This is a genomic window from Ruegeria sp. CDSC042, from assembly GCF_059610745.1.
Genome location: NZ_JBXWOF010000002.1, coordinates 259,276 through 278,405, shown reverse-complemented (window position 1 = coordinate 278,405; position 19,130 = coordinate 259,276). Strand labels below are relative to the sequence as shown.

Below are 19,130 nucleotides of genomic sequence, written 5' to 3'. Positions count from 1 at the left end.
CGGCCATTCCTGCAATTTCGAAATTAGCGGGCCTGTGGCCCAGACGGGGGAACGGTTAAACCGTTCCGCCCAAAGAGCCTTCCAGCTGGGCCATTTCCTGACCTCCGGCCATCAGGTCCTGCAATTCCTCGGGTGTGATCTCTCCACGTGTGGCCGTGCCCAGCGTCTTGCCACGATTGAGCACGGTAAAGCGATCACCCACTGCCAGCGCATGGCGCACGTTATGGCTGATAAACACCACACCCACGCCCTGATTACGCACCTTGTCGATGGTTGCCAAAACATTCGATGTCTGACGTACCCCAAGTGCCGAGGTCGGTTCGTCCAGGATCAGGACCTTGGCCCCGAAGTAAACCGCGCGAGCAATGGCAACTGTCTGGCGCTCACCTCCTGACAAGGTTCCAACGGCCTGATCCGGCCCGCGCAGATTGATACCCATCTTGCGCATCTCGGCCATACAGACCTCATTGGCCTGGTCGATATCGAACCGTTTCAGCAATCCCTTGCCCTTAGTCGGTTCGCGGCCCATGAAGAAATTCCGCGTCACACTCATCAGCGGGATCATCGCCAGATCCTGAAACACGGTCGCAATGCCCGCCTCCATCGCATCGCGTGGGGTGTCAAATTGCAGCGGTTTGCCTTCGAAAAAGATCTCGCCCTTGGTGGGTTTGTGAACTCCGGACATGGTCTTGATGAAGGTCGACTTTCCGGCACCGTTGTCGCCCAGCAGGCAGTGGCATTCGCCAGGCCTGACGTCAAAGCTGACGCCTGCTAAAGCAATAATGTTGCCAAAGTGCTTTTCGATATTCTTCATTTGCACGATCGGCGCGACATCCTTTACCGCATCCCCGTGATGGAACTTGCTGTCTTCAGTCATATCAGCGCTCCCCGGTTACGCGTTTGCGGATGGCGTTGTTGAACAATACCGCGATCAGAAGCATTGCGCCCAGGAACACCTGGAACCAGTCCTGATCGAAATCCGTGTAAGTCAGCCCAATGACCACCATGCCAAAGATGATCGCGCCAAAGAATGCCCCGATGGCCGATCCATAGCCGCCGGTCAGCAGACAACCTCCGATCACCGCCGCAATGATGGCCTCAAACTCTTTCTGGAAGCCACGGCGCGCATCGGTCGATCCCGCGTCGATCACGGTGATGATTGCGACCAGCGCCGCACAGCAGGCGGTTAGCATGAACAAAGACACTTTGATACGGCTCACCGGCACACCAGAATTCGACGCCGCATTGCTGTCGCCACCGGCGGCAAAAATCCAGTTTCCAGCTGGGGTCCGCAGCAAAACATAGGTCGCCGCTAGGGCCAGAACGATAAACCACAGAATCTCGACCGGAATGCCCGGTACTTTCGGCGCCCCGTTTTTGAATGTATCGATCAATCCGTTTGCAGCCAGCCAGGCAAACAAACCGGCAAAAGCTTCGCCCGAGAAGAACGGGGCCAGCCAGTCGTTTTCGACTACATCGCGCACGCCACGCAGCTGGGTTGACCCGCCAGTGGCTGCTTTGAGACCCACCAGTGAGAGACCGCGCAGAATGAAAAGGAAAGCCAGAGTTACAATAAAAGAAGGTAGGCCCGACCGTATGACGATATTGCCGTTCACCGCCCCAACAAAGGCCGCAAAAACAAATGTCATCGGGATCGCAATGATCAGAGGTAACTGCCAAGTCACCACGCAGACACCAAAGAACAAGCCTGCAAAGGCAACCATCGAACCGATCGACAGGTCAAACTCACCCCCGATCATCAGCAGCGCCGCTCCGATAGCCAGGATACCCAGCTGTGCCGCAGGCGTCATGAAGTTCATAACTCCAGCCAGCGTGAACATGGAATCGTCTGCCGTGAGCGCGAAGAAAATGACCACCAGGACCACACCGGCCATGGCACCAAGCTCTGGACGTTTCATCAGCTTGGTCAGAAACGGTTCTTTCTTTACGCGTTCGTCCGTAGTGACGGGCGCTGACTCACTCATGTTTCCCTCCCAATTCGGTTGAAACGGCGCACCTGGCGCCGTTTCTGTTTTTCACTGTCCCAAACGGATCAGCGGATACCCTGTGCCGATAGGTCGATAACCTGGGCTGCCTTGTCCTGTGTGATCAGGTTCGGACCCGATGGCACGTTGCCACCTGGCATCAGACCGTATTTGGCATGCAGGCCCATGAAGTTCACAGACAGATAGCCCTGCAGATACTGCTGCTGGTCAATGGCAAATGCCGCATCTCCATCGGCGATGGACTGCAAGAAGTTCGCAGACAGGTCGAACGAGGCCACGTTCACATCACGGCCCGATGCTTTCACAGCCGCTACCGTGGGTTCACCAGCCGAACTTGCACCCAGCGCCATGACTGTGTCGACAGCGTCATTCGCGGCCAGAGCGGCCGAGACCTTCGCTTCGATTTCTGAAGGATCGTTCGAGGTCGGCAGAACTTCTACGCTGCCACCAAAGCCTTCGGCAAAACCGGCGCAACGCAGGTCAAGCGCCACGTTTCCGACTTCGTGGTTCACACAGATCGCATTCGCGCCACCCATCGAAGCCAGCTTTTCGCCTGCGGCCTTGCCCGCATCAAACTCGTCCTGACCGACATGCAGCAATGCGCCCAGCTGTTTGGACACGTCCGAACCCGAGTTGATCGAGATCACTGGAATTCCGGCAGCAACAGCACGTTCGATTGACGGGCCAAGCGCATCGGCATCCGGGATCGAGACAATCAACCCGTCCGGTTCCTGGTTCACGGCGGCGTCGATCAGCTGTGACATCGCAACCATGTCAAAGGTCTCGGGTGCGCGGTATTCCACGTTCACGCCGACATCCTTGCCCGCTTGCTCAACGCCGTTTTTCACGACGTTCCAGAAGGCGTCATTGGCCTGACCATGAGACACAACGACGATCTCCTGCGCGAATGCAGGCGTGGCCATCGCCAGTGCACCAGCTGCCAGTGCGCCTTTAAAGAAATTATTCATATGGTTTCTCCTCCCGTTTGAACAGTGTGTTGGGGTCTTGGCCCCAATCTTCCGATTAAACCGAATCTTCTTCGCCCCGATCCGGGGCGAAGCTGCCCCAAGTTTCCGCATATCCGATCATTTTGCAACCGGTTTCAAAACTTTGGCCAAAACCATCGACTGTCCGGACTGCGCAGAACGGGTTGCGGCCTCGGCCATAGCAAGCGCGGCGACACCGTCGTCCAGAGTTACAGGCACCCCTGATCCAGAATTTACTGACCTAACGAATGCATCCCATTCGGCGCGATAGGCAGACATGTAGCGTTCAAGGAAAAAGTAAGTCGGCTTGGCACCGGTCACGCCATTCGAAGTTGACTTAACTACTGAGTTTTCAAGGATATTTTGCGCCTGAAGCATCCCTTCTGATCCCAACAGTTCAACCCTCTGATCATACCCATAAGCCGCACGCCGAGAGTTTTTGATCACAGCGATCCGGCCATCTGCATAAGTCATTGTCACGACCGCCGTGTCCACATCACCTACGGCACCGATTTCGGGGTCAACAACCGATGTGCCCACTGCCGAGATTACTTCCGGCAGGTCACCCATCAGGAAGTTCGCCATGTCGAAATCATGAATCATCATGTCCCGAAACAGCCCTCCTGATACTTTGACATAGCTCACCGGTGGCGGCGCTGGGTCGAAAGATGTAATGGACAACAACTCGGCCTTGCCGACCTCACCAGCCTCAAACGCGGCCTTCAAAGCAGCAAAATTCGGGTCGAATCGACGATTAAAACCGACCATGACGGGCTGGCCGGTGGCTTTTGCAACGGATTGACAGGCGACAGCCCTATCAAGGCTCAAATCAACCGGCTTCTCGCACAATACCGCTTTTCCGGCTTGAGTGGCCGCTTCGATCAGGTCGGAATGCGTATCCGTCGGCGTGGCGATCAGCACTGCATTTATCGAAGGATCGGAAATAATCTCTTGTGACTGTCGCGCACTGGCCCCGAATTCCTCAGCCAAACGCGCCGAAGCTTCGGGCAGTGCATCAGACACCGCGCTCAGTTCACTGTAGGGATGCGCCGCAATAGCCTGCGCGTGAACACGCCCAATGCGCCCAGCCCCCAGCAATCCTACTTTTAGCATCCCGCGCCCCCGAATCCCTTTTTTCGACACCACAATGATTCTCTTTGCAACCGGTTGCAAGAATTATTTCACTGTTACTCGAATTCACCCTTGTTTTCGGGTACTCGGCATGTGTGCCCACTGCAGCTGCGGCCGTCCAATTCACAAATATACAGTAACTGGCGCCTCTGACTTAGAACGCAAGCGAAAGGCCGCGCGTCACCCTGAATTCATCTTATCTGGGAAACGCACATTGGCACAGTCAACACCTGCCAGGCCTACCCTGCTATGGCTTGGATTCATTTTGGTTAACATAAAACCACGCAAGTGTTACACTCGGCGCATTATTAGATTCCAAGATTTATTTGCAGTTTGAGGTATTGTTATGGCCACAAGAATCCGCAAAAACGTTTGGACCCTGCCAGCCAACGACGAAACTCTGATCTGGTATGAGCGTGCTGTCGAAGCTCTCTGGGACCGAGATCTGGAAGACCCGACATCGTGGTTTTTCATGGGCGCAGTTCATGGGCAGCCGCAGAATTTTCCGAACATTCCCGGTTCCGGACAATTCTGGAACCAATGCCAGCACCAAAGCTGGTTCTTCCTGCCCTGGCACCGCGGATATATCACCGCATTTGAGGCCGTCGTCGGCAAAGCCGTCGCCGATCTGGGCGGGCCGCAGGATTGGGCGCTGCCTTATTGGGACTATTCCCAACCCCTGTCAGAAAACCCGAATGCGCGCCGCCTTCCTGTGGCGTTCCGTGAGCCGACCAAGTCAGACGGCACGCGCAACTTCCTGTTTTCCCGCCGACGTGTAGTGGTGAATGGAGATTTCGGATTTCCGGACGACGTGGTGTCGTTGGATGCGTTGGATCATGAAGATTTCACCAATGATACGCCCGGATTCTCATCAGGGTTTGGTGGCCCGCAAACCGGGTTTCACCCCGGCGGTGGGGACAATGGCGCATTGGAAAGCACGCCCCATAACGATATACACGTTTGGATTGGGGGCTCTGGCGGTTTTATGGCAAATCCGGCCACTGCGGCCTTTGATCCGATTTTCTGGCTGCACCATTGCAACATTGATCGGCTATGGGAAGTCTGGCGCAACGCCGACCCGAGCCATGTCGCCCCACCCTCGCCACTGTGGCGCACTGGCCAGACATTCTCGATGCATGATGGCGATGGCACGGCATTCACCTTCAACAGCGAAGAAATGCTGGACAGCACAAACGTCCTGCACGGGTTTCAATATGACGGCGTTCCACCCGCAGTAGAACCCGCCATTCCAGCAGAGGAGTTTGTCATGGCAGGCAAGGAACCCGAGCTTGCCGGCGCAAGCGAAGCTCCGGTCAAGTTGCGTGGTGCAATGACCACTGCCGGCGTAAAGCTCGACACTTCAGTCGCGCTGATTTCCGGCGCAGAGGCCCCCGGCACCACCCGGCGCGTTCACCTGCATCTTGAGGGGATCAAGGGCCGTGGCATGCCCGGATCTTACCGCGTCATGCTGGATCTTCCGGATGACGCTTTGCCGCCAGCGATTATTGGCACCTTGTCGCCGTTCGGCCTTGAACAGGCAAGCAACCCGGACGGTCCACATGGCGGCAACGGCCTTGCGGTGACTTACGAGATCACAAAGCTGGCCTTTGCACTGGGGCTGAGCCAAGGCGACGCCAACAGGTTGCAAATCCGGTTTCAACGGATGTTTGATGACAGCGAGGCCTTTGGCCAAGTACCAGGGTTGGAACAGATCGCCCCAACAGAACAGCAGCCAGACATTGAGATCGGCCGCATAAACCTTTATTTCGACTGATCGCCCATGGCGTCGGCTACCGGAATAGATCGCCCTCGCCTGTTTGGACGGGCCGATATCGAAATACGCACGACACTTGGCGTGGCAGCGCTTGCATGGCTTTGGCTTGCTTTGGTGCCCGCGCCCTCATTGCATTGGCCGGCGATGGTTCTGGCGATGATGCTTCCAACGCTTGTTCCGCAGATCGCACATGTCCGCGCGCGCAGCTTCGCAGATCGAAGATCACGCGCGGCACTTCTGTTTGTTCTGCCATATCTGTTGGCCTGGCTGGTCGCAGGCGCGCTTGCTGCGTTTCTTCTGGCGCCGGTTCTGCACCAAACCGTGTTCGCGCCGTTGGCTTGCCTGTGCGCCGCAGCATGGCAGTTCAGCCCGCAAAAACGCAGCGCATTAAGGAAATGCCACAGCCGTCCGGTCCTGGCCGCCTTTGGTCCTAGTGCCGACCGCGATGTGCTGATCTTTGGGCTGACCTATGCGCGCGATTGCATCACCTCTTGCTTGCCGATGATGCTTGTCATGCTAGGGACCCATGACTTTGCCATTATGATCTTTTTGACTGTGATCATCCTGTCGGAGCGCGCCGTTCTTCGCCCCGACCCCCGCGCCAGCGCATTCACCCTGTTGCTGACCGCGCTTGCGCTTACGGCGTTGGCCCATGCGCCCCACCATCTTTTGCTTTTGTATAAGGATATTTGCCATGCAGGAATATGACGCCCTAACAAGGTCCGATGTCTCGCTCGACGGCGATCCGCTAGTCATTGAAGTGGTCTCGGATACACCCCAATCCTTGTCGGCTATTCAAGAACGTGTGGGTAGTGCACTTCCTGATGTTGCCACCAGTACCCAAGCGGTCTTCGACGCAGATGCGGATCGATTTTTCTTTGTTGAATTCCCCGAGATCGATCCAAAAGGCCAAGAGCGTGAGGTTTTTGCATTTGGCCGTGCCCTCCGTATGGCGCTGGACGTAGCCGAGGCCAACCCGGTCTTGCCAGACAGCCTGTATGGCGCGGCACATGTGGGTACGGAGAGCTTTCTCAGTTTCTGCGAAACCAAGCGTGACAACTCTCGGCCCTATGGCTGGCACCACAAACGGATCAAGACACCGCTGGCCTGGCAGCACACCCGGGGTCAGGGCAGCAAGGTCGCGGTGATCGACACGGGCTATTCCGACCATAGCGAACTGGCGGGCGTGATCGAAACCAACGGCATGTGGAATTTTGTCGAAGGGAACGGGGATGCGCGTGACCGGTTTTCAGGCGGCGTCCTTAAACATCCCGGTCATGGCACGCTTGTCACCTCGGTCGTCGGATCGCGGGGCGGGGCCGATATGAATGGCGATACCACCTCGCCGGGGGCGATAACCGGTACGGCCCCTGCGGCCAAGGTTCTGCCAATCCGGGCGATCAAATCGGTGATCGACATGACCCAGCTGCGTATTCCTGCGGCAATCTCTCATGCGGTCAGCCAAAACGCCGATGTCATCGTGATGGCGCTTGGCGGGCCGGTACGGGTCTCTTCGACGGAACAGGCGTTGCGCAATGCGGTACAGGCCGGATTGGTCATCGTCTGCGCCGCGGGCAACTGCTATCCGAACGTGGTCTTTCCCGCCGCCTATGCATCACTGGAAATCTGCACAGCGGTCGCTGCACTGCAGCCCGACAGACGCCCCTGGCGCAAAACTGGGCGTGGCCCCGAGGTCAGCTTTTCGGCCTATGGCGAAAACGTGTGGGGCGCGGCCAAGAACAAGGCGACCGACCCAAACTCGGGTATCCGCGCCAGCCAGGGTACCACGCTTGCCACCTCAATGACTGGAGGCGTTGCAGCGCTGTGGGTCGCACATCACGGCGGTCGGGCGGCGCTGTTGCAAAAGGCCCAGAATGCTGGGACCACCGTTCAGGCGATGTGGTTGCACTGTGCCAAACACGGGATGAGCAAGCCAGCCGTCTGGAACGGCGCCACCGATCTTGGCGCGGGCATCATCAATGCCCAGGCGGTCCTGAATGCGCCACTGCCAACAGGCGCTGAAAGTCCGGCAGCACCCGACCCGAATGCAACCCCGACATTGAACATTCTGGTCTCGCATCTTGCGGGAACAGACAGCGAGGCCGCCGGAGAAATTACCCCAGACATGGCCGATTACGCCAATGAGATCATCTGGCTCAGCTATCGTCGCGGGGCCCGGAAGCGTATCGTCGAAAGCGATGGTGGGGCCGAGGCCATGGTTGGCGAAGACGCCCCGACCTCGGGGCTGGACACCGCATTGTCGGACAAACCGGCCCTCAGCGCCTATTTGGGCATGGGATAAGCCACGGATGGTGAATGCAGCGCATATCCGGATTGCAATCCGAAAGCATGAACCGATTGTGCGTCATGCTCTGACTGCGCTGTTTCCCGACCCTGATGACCCGGTGAATTATGAAGCCGTCGAGGAAAGTGTAGACGAAGATATCGGCGAAACGCTTGCCGATGTCTTGCTGGAAATTCTGGTCGACGCTGCGAAGGTCAAGCAGTTCCTCAACTTTCTGCGCGCGCGCGGCGCCGACCCTGTGCCGCGCGACCGTAACCTGATTTTTGCCGAAAACATCGCTCGGTTTGACGGCACCTTGATCGGCACACCGGCAAATAATTCGTTCGACTTTGCCGCATTGGGCGATTTTGCCCCGCGCGCGGAAAGCTTTCGCTGTCAGATCTGGATCAACAACACATTCGAAGGATCCGGCGCGTTTGTGGCCCCAAACCTGGTGCTGACCGCAGCCCATGTTCTGGACCCGCTTAACTCCGTGCCCGCCGGGGTCGACCCACGGCTTGAAATACTTGCCTCGGACGAAAAACGGTACCGGGCAAAATGCGTAAAGCTCTGGCCCTATCACACCAGTGAAAAGACCGGAAACCTGCCGCCGGGCGATGAGGTGGATATCGCGCTGCTGCGGATATTCCTGCCGCTGGGGCATACCTATGGCAGTGTCGATGTGACCGGCGACCCCCCCGATTTTGAGGGCGCGGACCTGTTCACATTGGTCCACTACCCCGAAGGTGTCACCAAGGGGTTCATGCCCGGCAAAGTGCACCGAGAACCTGGCGCCAAGCGGTTCCCTCATGACATCGACACATCCGGCGGGTCATCGGGTGGCCCCGGTTTTGACAGCCAGTTCAGGTTTTTGGGCATCCACCAGGGCAAATGGGAGACAACGAAACGGCTTGTCCCTTTCGAGCAGTTCCACGATGACCCCGACTTCCAAGATCTGATCAGCAAGAACTCGAAACAGCGGGACATGTGGTCGCTGAGCCGCGACATTGACGGGACCATCATCATCGGCCGCAACCAATTCGTATCCGGGCTTGCCCATATGCTGGATCATCCCAAATCCAAACTGCGTGGGATCTGGATCAGGCGCGAGGATACGACGTCTATTCGTGGTCTCGGATTCAGCTATGACATGCTGGAATCCTATCTGTTGATGCAAGAAGCACCTAACGCCGCGCCGCAACATCGTTGCATCCGATTGGGGCCGACCCTGAATACGGACGATTTGCTTGCTGATCTTGCCGAGAAGGCCAACGGGACCGTCGCCTCGCCAGACGCTGCTGCTGGAACAACCGCCGCCCAGACTACCGATGTTGCATTCGAAGGCAGCCGCGCGGAGACCCTGATTGCTGACATGGATCAGGCCGCCAAAACCGCAGGGCAAACATGGTGGATCTATTTCGACAACCCGCCCGAAGGGCTCTCACCACGTGCCCAGGTACAGTTCGAGCACATCGCCAAATGCTTGCCCACATCCGAGAATCTGCGCCTGATCCTCGCAGGCTATGAGACCTATCGCCTGTCGCCCCTGCGTTTTGCCAATGTCGGCGCTGTCGACGGCGCGCAGCGCAGCGGCCTATTGGTGGAAGAGCTGGGACCATTCACACGTAGCGATGTTGAGGCTACAATTAACAGCATGATCACTTCGCTTGACCCGGCAAAAGAGCTGACACCGGCTGCTCGACGGGCAATGGTGGACTCTGCTCTGGCCGGGTTGAGCCCTGACAACACAGGTGAATTCGATGGCGAACATCTGGAAACCGTTGTCACCCGTGTTCGCCAAGAGGCCAAACGCTTTCTGGAGATAGAAGAATGAACCAGGCGCAGGAAGAACTCCGTTCGCGTCTGCTGCGCGCCGCAGCCCTTCGCGGGGCATTTGAACCACGGCAGCTTATGCGCGAGGTGCTTAGCGAAGATGAGTACGGCAACCGGGTGCTACGGGCCCGGCTGATGTCATCCCTGCGCGAGTTGAGCCATGTTGATAAGTCGGGCAGCTCTACGAAATGGATACTGCGCCTGACTGCACGACATCGCGAATTGTCCGGGATCGAAGAGTTCGACTCGGCGGCAACGCAGACCGATATCGTGCAGGCTCTGTCGGGACGAGAAGGTTTCGCACCGGGCGCTCTGGATCACCTTATCGAGGCGGAAACAGATGAACAAAACCTGTCGCAGCACCTTGTCACGTTAGAGCGTGCAGGCCAAAAAGCGCCGGGATATGACCGCCTGTTCAGGCTGCGCAGCCGATTGAACCTGCTCAGACGCGAGCGCCGGTCAAAAGAGCGCCTGGGTGAAAAATTCGTGGGGCGTGTCAGCGAAATCGACAAGATTCAACGCTGGATCGACCACCCTATGCGCTCGGCCCCTTTGAAAACCCTGCATATCGAAGGTCAGTACGGGATCGGAAAATCCTACCTGCTGGAACGCATCATCCAGATTACAAGCGAACGCGAAGACGTCATCCTGATCCGGCTGGATTTCGATCAGCCTTCATTGCAGACCGGTCCAATCTTTGAAGAGATCTCGCGTCAGATCGGTACCGCAATACCCCAAGCGGCCCCCGAACTCCGCAAATTGCGGTTGCGCTATTCCGAACAGGTCACACGGGAGATATACGAAAGCTCGGACCTTACACCGCGTCAGTTGATCCGGGCGATGATCAATGCGGTGGCTGATGCCGGTCTGCGCCTGGTTATCCTGCTGGATACGCTCGAAGTATTGCATGGTCAGGGCGCGACCTTCGTGAATAACCTCATGAACGATCTGGATCGCTTTGTCGAAAAGGAACAGATCGAAGTATCGATCATCTCAGCCGGTCGCGGGCCGATTTTCGGCGAAGATCACCCAAGACGGGGCGAATACATCAAGCTCGACCAGATCGAAGACGAGTTGGTCAATCAAACGCTGGATGAGGCCGGAATCCCCGAGGAATTCCGCGATCAGATCATTTTGCGCTGTCAGGGCAATCCGTTGAAATTGCGGCTGCTGATTGACGAGGTGCAGACCGAGGGCCGATTGGCCGAAGTCACCGAAGACGAGAATGACCCGATTGCCGCGGGCATCGTGAACCGGGCCATCACATCGCGCCTGCCAGTACACCTACGTGGCATTGCCAATTACGGCTTGGTTCTAAGCGAGATAAACGCCGACAACCTGAACGGCATCGTTGCACCGGCGCTTGGGCTGGGTGACCTCAGCAGCGAAGCAGGCACAATCGTCGCGGATCTTGGCCTGCAATCCTGGCTGATGGACGCCGCCACCGAAGGTCAACTGACCCATAAGGCCGATATGCGGCGGGACCTGTTGGAACCGACCTACAGCCAAAGCCCCATCGAAACCGCGCAGGTCAACCGCGCGGCCTGTGCGTATTACGCCGACCGCGATCCGCTGCTGTTCCTGTACCATTCGCTTCAGCTTATGCGCGTCGGAGAAGCCCCTCCAAGCATCAATCCCTCACTGGCTGAACGCTTCCCCGAACAGCTGTTGAAAGAGCTGCCAATCGACGCGCAGGACCTGATCCGTCAAGCTCGCGGCCAGCGCTCGGCCCCGGTGCAAGAAACCAAACAACGGGAATACGGCGCCACTGGGCTGGACAGCGGTTCTGAACTTCCCCCCGAAGACCTTGTACAGGTTGAGTCCAAGGCCGCGACGGCACGAGCACGGATCGTCAAAGGTCGCGGTTATGTGGCCGCACCAGATAGTCGCGCAGTCAAAGACCTGCGAGCGATGTTGGAGCAGGGCCAGCGCCGCGAGGCAACACATATCATACGCGAAGGATTGAAAGGCGCCTATGATCCGGCAAGCGAAGTTGGCATCCTGATCCTGTGCCACAACTGGCAGAGCGGTCATTGGTCCATGGCGCGAAGCCTATTCAATTTGTTGCCAGCAGATACCTTGCTGAGAGAGGCACAACAAAGGCCCGAACTGGAAGGCCGGATGCTCCTAGAGATTTATGCCGAGTTTGAATTCGAGGAGCTCGTTAACCGACTCCGCGATAAGGACTTTCGCGACATAGCTCTTCGCGTCGTGAACAGCTCGTCTCGAATTGGAATGCAGTCAGCAGCGCTTGAATTCGCTCTTCTGGCAACGGGTATGAGCTTTGAGGGTGATCATGAGGTTCTGGGCCTGATCGCCCCCTATCTGGATCACGGCCCACGCGAGCTGACCTATGAAAGGCTCCGCTATGCGGCGGGTATCCGTCAGGAGTTCGGGCTGGAATATTCAGAGCCGGACATGCCCGACCCCGCTTTACCGACGGATGATTACGGGCTCGCGTTGGCCCCATTGAATCCCTATTTCGACCGGATGCTGGCGCTTGTGGAAGAGTTTCAAGCAAGTGGCCGGGGTCGTGTTCTGCGCGATTTGTCCAACCTTGCCACCGGCCTTTATGAAGCGGCTGACATTTTTGCCCCGGGTTTACAGGGAATCAACAATGCGATGTCCCAGCTGTCAGAGCGTCCAACGGATGTGATTTCGCTATTGCGCGCGATGGGCCTTACCGCTGATTGGGCCGAGGGGTACAGTTTTTACCACCCGATCCCTGACTTGCCAACGCTCGCACGCGCGGCAAGACGTTGGCAACAAGTCATCGGCGGCTATTGGGCCTTCCCCTCACCACCGCCACCAGAATGGAATTCCACACGGAAATGGAGCGACCTGACATCAAGTCGAACCGTCGACCTTTTGGAACGCGGCAGTCATGGTCTGGCAGACCGAGTTCTAAACTTCTGGGCGGATCCTTTGAACGAAGGGCGCGGTAAGTCCACTCAAACCCTGCAACGCCGCCTTGCACCAGTTGCTCGGGGGCTCACCCATGGTTCAGGAACAGAGGAAATCCTTGGTTGGCTTACCAAAAGCCGGGCGCCCGTGGTGTTTCATCCGGCACTGACCATGTTTGCCGAAACAGGGCGGGGGCCAAAATACCTCGATCCCTAGAGGCATATCGACTGAGTTTCAAAACTTCATACTAGCTGAGGAACCAATGCCATGAGCGATTTCGAAAAGGAAACATTCAGCCGGCTGGAAGGCCTTGGAAATGCCGGAACAATCGACAAGGCGCGTGAGGTTCTGGATACCAGTCCGGGCATTCTTGGCGAAATGGGCCTGACACCGGATCGTGCCCGTGAATTGATGGGCGCGCAGATGAATAAGCTAGAAAGCTTTGGCTCTACGCCCTCGCAACTTGAAGCCATCGTGCGCGCGGTCGGACGTCCGCCCCTGATCGTGCGCGGCGGCAAGGTTGAAGGCAAACAATCGCTGTCATCCGACTTTCCGCCGGATATCGACATTCGTATCGGCAAGGCCGAAGACAATATCGCCTCGGTCGGGCGGATCGAGTTTATCAATCATGACTTTAGCTGGGGTGGCACTGGCTGGGTGATCGAAAAGAAGGACGACCATCTGCTGATCATCACCAATCGCCATGTTGCCAAGCTGGTCGCGCGGCGCAGTTTCCTGGGCGATGGTGTCTTCATGTTTGCCCCTGGCAATGCCCGCTATGGCGCCCGGATAGATTTCCTCGAAGAGGTCGGCGCGGCACAAGACCCCGAACGGCTTTTCGACATTCGCAAGTTCACCTATATCGCCGAAGATGCGGCCGCAGATATCGCGCTTGGAAAGATCGACCTGCCCGCAGATACGGCCAATTTCACGCCTGCGCCGATCCCGCGCGCCGATACGGATGCCCAGCACGGCGAATGCGTCGCGGTGATCGGGTATCCCGCCAAGGATTCCCTGCGCAATGACCCCACGCAGATGTCCAACTATTTCAACGACCTGTATGACGTGAAACGCTTTTCGCCCGGATTTCTCATCGAAGATGGCGGCGTGACGATCCTGCGCCATGACTGCACGACTTTGGGCGGCAACTCGGGCTCGCCTGTGATCTCGTTGGACAGCGGCAAAGCAGTTGGTCTGCATTATGCAGGTACCTTCGGCGTCGGAAACTCGGCGGTCAGGATCAGCACGGTCAACGCATTGTTGGACGGGGCGGTGCCGACCTCGATCCCCGGAACTGAAATCGTCCGGCCAGAACGACCTGACGGAAACCATGACGCAGACCATTTTGAACCGCGCGACGGGTACAACCCGGACTTCCTTCAGGTGGCAGAGGTGCCTCTGCCGGTGGTACCGAATGCGTTTGGACTTGCCACTCCGTCGGATGCGACCCCGGAACGCCCCAACGAATTGCGCTATCAGAATTTCGGCATTCTCTATTCTGCGACTTTCAAAACACCGATCATTGCCGCGCTAAATATCGATGGTGCCAAGACCAGACCGCAAAAACGAGGTAGCGACAAGTGGTTCGCCGACCTGCGCATCCCAGCAAATGTCCAACTCGGCAAAGAGGATTATGATCACGCGGATATTGACCGGGGCCACCTGGTTCGCCGTGCGGCGACAAATTGGGGTGTCGATGATGCACAGGCCAAACAGGCCAATGATGACAGCTTTCACTATACCGCTGCTGCCCCGCAGCACCGGGCCTTTAACCGGAGCCACGCGCAATGGTTGGGTCTTGAGAACTTTATCATGACAAATGTGCGCACACATGGATTCAAGGCCTGTGTGTTCACCGGACCAATCCTGACCGGTGACGAGCCGATGTTGAAAGATACCGGATCGCCGGTACCCCTGAAGTTCTTCAAGCTTGTGACCATGCTGGCCGAAGAGGATGGCAGCGAAGGCATTCTTCGCCTTCATTCCACCGCCTATGTACTCAGCCAGGTTGAGGTCATCCAACAGATGCTCTCGAACCAGGGGAGCGTGGAATCTGTCGGTGGATTTGAGTTTGGTGCCTATAAGACATTCCAGATCCGCGTCCGGGATTTGGAAAAATTAACCGGGCTGAACTTTGGCCCCCTTAGCGACGCCGACCCATTGGCGCAGCGTCTGACCGATGCAGAAAGCCTGGCGGGACAACCACGTCCGATCGTCACAGTCGAGAGCTTTGCCAACGTCGTAATCTGAGGGTGGCGGATGAATACTCAATTAGGAATTGTGCATTTGGCGAGCCGTGGAGGACTCGAACCCCCGACCTGAGAATTAGAAGTTCCCTGCTCTAATCCAGCTGAGCTAACGGCCCGCTCATATTCTGGCTGTATCAGCCAAATCCCTCGCCTTGTCAACTTGATGGAGAGATGAGGTTTTGGGGCAAAAAACCTCTCTGATTTCAGCATTATCTCTGACCGGAGCAAGCTTATACAGGTACCTTGATTGCTGGGTGAACTGCACCTCGAAGCCATGCCTCAAAAGGCCCTAACCGAGTCGAACTTACCAGACTAATTCAGGCCGCTTATGCAGCCTGTCACGATGACGGAATACATCGGCAAACTGGGATGCCGCCACCTGCATCACTGCAATTTGATATTGCGCCGCGCAGTGGCAGACCTGTTTGATCAGATCTTCCGCAGATCCCAGCTGATTGCGGTGGCCGGAATTGTTAATAGCACCGCACACATGCCCAGACCCGTCATTGGGGGGTACGGTGATCCAGTTCCGTTTCGCTCAGATCCGCCAGCATCACGCGCGCAATTGATGTGACAAGGTACGGAAGGCGCGAACCAACTGGAATGTTCGAATCCAATGGGCTGGGTGACAGAAAATTCCTTGGCGATCTCGGACAATGTTTTCAGCCTGACCAGCACCAAGTGCCCCAAGGTTCTTAAGCTCGCGCAGTAATGAGTTCCGTTGGTTCTATTCACCCTTCATCATAGTTTTTGCGCCAACCGACGCATGGTGGAAATATATCCGGCGTCGATGGACTCGTGATCGGGGTGCTGACCATCTTCAATGACCTTTTGACCAGCAACATAGACGGCAATGATTTCTGCCTGCTGACCCGAGAACATGTGGAAATCCAGCACGGCTTTGGGCGACACCGCCGCCATCAGACCATTCCTATCGTAAGACAATTCTACAAAATCAGCACGGCACCCTTCTGCGATACGGCCGATATTGCGCCCGGCTGCACGTGCTCCACCTTGGGCGGCGGCTTGCCAGAGATAACCGCCGACATTGGGCATGTCCTTGGAGCACATAACATTGCGCTGCCGGTGCAGCAGGCGCTGACTATATTCCAGTGTGCGCAACTCCTGAACTGCCTGGGTACAGATATTGCTGTCCGAGCCGATACCAAAATGGCCATTTGCTGCCACGAAATCGACCGCCCGGAAAATCCCGTCTCCAAGATTTGATTCCGTCAGCGGGCACAGACCTACGGTCGCGCCCGAAGCGGCAATGGCCGCAACCTCGGCGTCATCCAGATGGGTGGCATGGATCAGGCACCACGCGGCGTCAATCTGGACCTGGTCCATCAGCGCCGAAACAGAGCGTTTGCCACTATGGGCGATACTGTCTTCCACCTCTTTAGTCTGTTCGGCCACATGGATGTGAACTGGACACCTCGGCAACTGGTCTTGCCGAAGCTCCATAAGCCATGACATTTCATCCTCGGTTACGGCGCGCAGGGAATGCGGCGCGATTCCGAGGTTAAGCTTTTCATGCTGCTGCTTCAGGGTTTCGATCAGCAAAGCGTATTGATCACGTGCATTGGTGAAACGCCTCTGAGCATCTTGCGGAGACACGCCACCGAAATTTGCGTGTGCATAAAACACCGGAAGATGCGTCAGGCTGAGGCTCGTTCGATCTGCAGCAGAGACAATAGCAGAAGACAGCTCCTCAGGTCGGGCGTAGTACGCTCCATCCTCTTCGTTGTGCAGATAATGAAACTCGACAATCTCGGTATAGCCGCCTTTGAGCAATTCCATATACAGCTTGGCAGTGATTGCCTGCAGGTCCTCGGGCGATACGTTATGAGCGAAATAATACATCATTTCGCGCCAGGACCAGAAGCTGTCGACCGGATTCCGGCGCACTTCTGATAACCCCGCCATCGCGTATTGAAAGGAATGACTGTGCAGGTTGGGCATGCCTGGCACAACCGGGCTTTCAATCACCGGATAGGCGTTGGGATTGTCGTCCGCGACCAGTGCTCCGAACTCACCAGATTCCGTAACGGTTACGGAGATATTGCTAAGCCAGCCCTGGTCCGTCAGTGCCTGTTTGAAATGAAATCCAGTTGTCATCCACTTTCCTTTACTTGGATGCCGTATCGGCGAGTCTGTTTGGGTCATCCACGGGTGGTGTTAACCTCATCCAGCAACGCGGTAACAAGGTTCTTGATCGCGGCGCCAAGCATCTCTGCCTTAGGGGGCACAAGGTCCCAAGGGGCGTGCTCGATCATATAGGTGGACTGTGCAATTTCGAGTTGCAGCGCATGAATGTTCTGGTCGGGTTGGCCATAGTGCCGGGTAATATAGCCTCCCTTAAAGCGGCCGTTTTTGACAAAGCTGTATTGGCCGGACCCCAGCGATCTTTCGGCGCAGGCCTCAAAGCGCGCGGCTGTGCTGGCCCCGCTATTTGTGCCGAGATTCAAATCCGGCAGCACCCCATCAAACAGCCTTGGCACCTCGGAACGGATGGAATGCAGATCCAACAGTATGCAGGTGCCAAACTGCGCCCTGATCCGCAGAATCTCAGCCTTGAGCGCCTGATGATACGGTGCCCAATAGGATTGGATGCGCGCCTTTGTCTCTTGCCCATCTGGCTCTTGCCCTTCCAGATAAAGCGGCTGACCGTCAAAATCGATTTGCGATATCAGGCCGGTTGTCGGACCGGAATAAAGCGGCGCGTCATCAGCTGAACGGTTCAGGTCCACCACATAGCGCGAATACTGCGCCGCCATGACACCCACACCCAATTCGGCACAAGGCAGCGCCAGCTTGTCCATGTGCCAATCCGTATCCTTCAGCTCCAGCGCGGCGGGTCGCAAACGGCGTTCTACCTCCGGATGCAGCAAGGTTCCGGCATGTGGGACATTCAGCAAAATCGGCGTTGAACCCGCCTTAAACGTCATCAGATTCTGAACAGCCATCGCGTTCCCTTTGTTTGATGTTCTGTCAGCCCATAATTCGGCGGACCGACGAAAACCGACATTTTTTACCGCCCCAAAAGCTGGACTCCGGTCAGATCAGAGATGCGTCGTCATCCGGTATCCCGGCGCAAAGTAAAGCTTGGCATATGTCACCGGCGCGCGACGCAGCCAGGTAATGCGTTCGGCAGTAAAGATCGGGTCGCCAGGTGGCGTGTCCAGGAACTTGGAGATTTCACCATCAGCCTTGGTCGCCATGAAACTAAGCTCCAGATTGCTGAATGGCACCCTGTTAACCAACCAGTCATTCGGCCCCGATTGTTCGAAACTTTCCTCCAACACTTCAGGTACAACGTCGGCAACAATCCATCGCACCTCAAGCTGAAACGCTACGTTGTCGGCATAATGCATACATCGCAGGTGCAAGACGTCCTGCTCTTTTTTCAGGTCGAGGCGTGATGCCAGCCAGGACGGTGCGGGTTGCACCTCTCGGTCCACCAAAGAGTACCGATAGGCCGCACCGGTGGCCGTTATCTCGTCACGCACCAAAGGGATCGCAAATTGCGCCTTTCTGATGGGAGAATTCAGAACCCGCGTGCCGGCCTTGCGTTTTCTTTCCAGGTATCCTTCTTCGGCAAGCTCTCTCAACGCCCGGTTGACCGTTGTTCGTGTACTTGAGAATTCAGCGGCCAAATCCATCTCGCTTGGCAAAATGGAATCCGGGCTCCAGATACCGGTTTGGATTCGATCCAAAACCACCTGCTTGATGTCCCGAAAGCTCATGTTCCCCTGAGGTCTTGCCATAAAACTCCCCAACTCAAAAACCAGCCTTATTTGGCTTATACATACACATAAGACATCTGCAATGAAGCATGTAACTCTGCCCCGCACCTAAGACCTCCACCTAATTTGACTCCAAGAAGGCGGCTTCGGCGCGATGCCTTTCATTATTTTGTGTACACATTATGCAGTAATCAGTATACCTATTTCAGAAGCATTG

13 protein-coding genes and 1 tRNA gene are annotated in these 19,130 nt (G+C 56.6%); 6 read left to right on the top strand and 8 right to left on the bottom strand.

The genetic code is table 11. The annotated features are described in order from the left end of the window. Nucleotides 1-55 precede the first annotated feature (55 nt). The 4 genes from AC2FHX_RS07075 to iolG all read right to left on the bottom strand — a co-directional run bounded on the left by AC2FHX_RS07075 (nucleotide 56) and on the right by iolG (nucleotide 4,105). Nucleotides 56-877, bottom strand: a complete 822-nt coding sequence (locus tag AC2FHX_RS07075; RefSeq protein ID WP_142635708.1) for an ATP-binding cassette domain-containing protein — start codon at nucleotides 875-877, stop codon at nucleotides 56-58. Between the two features lies 1 nt (nucleotide 878). Beyond that, nucleotides 879-1,985, bottom strand: coding sequence for an ABC transporter permease (locus tag AC2FHX_RS07070; protein ID WP_142635706.1), 1,107 nt, complete (start codon nucleotides 1,983-1,985; stop codon nucleotides 879-881). 68 nt (nucleotides 1,986-2,053) lie between these two features. Further along, a complete protein-coding gene (locus AC2FHX_RS07065) occupies nucleotides 2,054-2,974 on the bottom strand; it encodes a sugar ABC transporter substrate-binding protein (RefSeq protein ID WP_142635704.1) in 921 nt (306 codons plus the stop codon). Between the two features lie 117 nt (nucleotides 2,975-3,091). Continuing rightward, complete coding sequence (gene iolG / locus AC2FHX_RS07060) at nucleotides 3,092-4,105, bottom strand: inositol 2-dehydrogenase (protein ID WP_496691726.1); 1,014 nt, start codon at nucleotides 4,103-4,105, stop codon at nucleotides 3,092-3,094. 364 nt (nucleotides 4,106-4,469) lie between these two features. Between iolG and AC2FHX_RS07055 the strand changes: the two genes are divergently transcribed. From AC2FHX_RS07055 to AC2FHX_RS07030, 6 genes are read left to right on the top strand one after another with little or no spacing between them, the layout of a single operon-like run. Further along, nucleotides 4,470-5,897 (top strand): tyrosinase family protein, encoded by a 1,428-nt coding sequence (locus AC2FHX_RS07055; RefSeq protein ID WP_496700788.1) that lies wholly within the window; start codon nucleotides 4,470-4,472, stop codon nucleotides 5,895-5,897. A 6-nt stretch (nucleotides 5,898-5,903) separates the two neighbouring features. Beyond that, on the top strand, nucleotides 5,904-6,605 hold the full coding sequence (locus AC2FHX_RS07050) for a copper chaperone (protein WP_496700789.1): 702 nt from the start codon (nucleotides 5,904-5,906) through the stop codon (nucleotides 6,603-6,605). Further along, nucleotides 6,592-8,199 carry a S8 family peptidase gene (locus AC2FHX_RS07045; protein ID WP_496691729.1) on the top strand — a complete coding sequence of 536 codons (1,608 nt, stop codon included), beginning with the start codon at nucleotides 6,592-6,594 and terminating at the stop codon, nucleotides 8,197-8,199. Before AC2FHX_RS07050 ends, AC2FHX_RS07045 begins: the two co-directional genes overlap by 14 nt. 7 nt (nucleotides 8,200-8,206) lie before the next feature. Next, the gene (locus AC2FHX_RS07040; RefSeq protein ID WP_496700791.1) at nucleotides 8,207-10,015 is read left to right on the top strand and encodes a S1 family peptidase; all 1,809 of its coding nucleotides are present in this window, start codon (nucleotides 8,207-8,209) and stop codon (nucleotides 10,013-10,015) included. Beyond that, nucleotides 10,012-13,134 (top strand): ATP-binding protein, encoded by a 3,123-nt coding sequence (locus tag AC2FHX_RS07035; RefSeq protein WP_496700793.1) that lies wholly within the window; start codon nucleotides 10,012-10,014, stop codon nucleotides 13,132-13,134. Before AC2FHX_RS07040 ends, AC2FHX_RS07035 begins: the two co-directional genes overlap by 4 nt. 51 nt (nucleotides 13,135-13,185) lie before the next feature. Further along, a complete protein-coding gene (locus tag AC2FHX_RS07030; RefSeq protein WP_496700795.1) occupies nucleotides 13,186-15,168 on the top strand; it encodes a DNA/RNA non-specific endonuclease in 1,983 nt (660 codons plus the stop codon). A gap of 37 nt (nucleotides 15,169-15,205) precedes the next feature. Here AC2FHX_RS07030 and AC2FHX_RS07025 read toward each other — a convergent pair. The 4 genes from AC2FHX_RS07025 to hutC form a co-directional block, all read right to left on the bottom strand. After that, nucleotides 15,206-15,283, bottom strand: a tRNA-Arg gene (locus tag AC2FHX_RS07025). 625 nt (nucleotides 15,284-15,908) lie between these two features. Then, on the bottom strand, nucleotides 15,909-17,285 hold the full coding sequence (locus tag AC2FHX_RS07020; RefSeq protein ID WP_496700797.1) for a formimidoylglutamate deiminase: 1,377 nt from the start codon (nucleotides 17,283-17,285) through the stop codon (nucleotides 15,909-15,911). A gap of 44 nt (nucleotides 17,286-17,329) precedes the next feature. Then, nucleotides 17,330-18,133 carry an N-formylglutamate deformylase gene (gene hutG / locus AC2FHX_RS07015; RefSeq protein WP_142635683.1) on the bottom strand — a complete coding sequence of 268 codons (804 nt, stop codon included), beginning with the start codon at nucleotides 18,131-18,133 and terminating at the stop codon, nucleotides 17,330-17,332. 96 nt (nucleotides 18,134-18,229) lie between these two features. Next, entirely contained in the window at nucleotides 18,230-18,934 is a 705-nt protein-coding gene (gene hutC / locus AC2FHX_RS07010) for a histidine utilization transcriptional repressor HutC (RefSeq protein ID WP_246097191.1), read from the bottom strand. Nucleotides 18,935-19,130 lie beyond the last annotated feature (196 nt).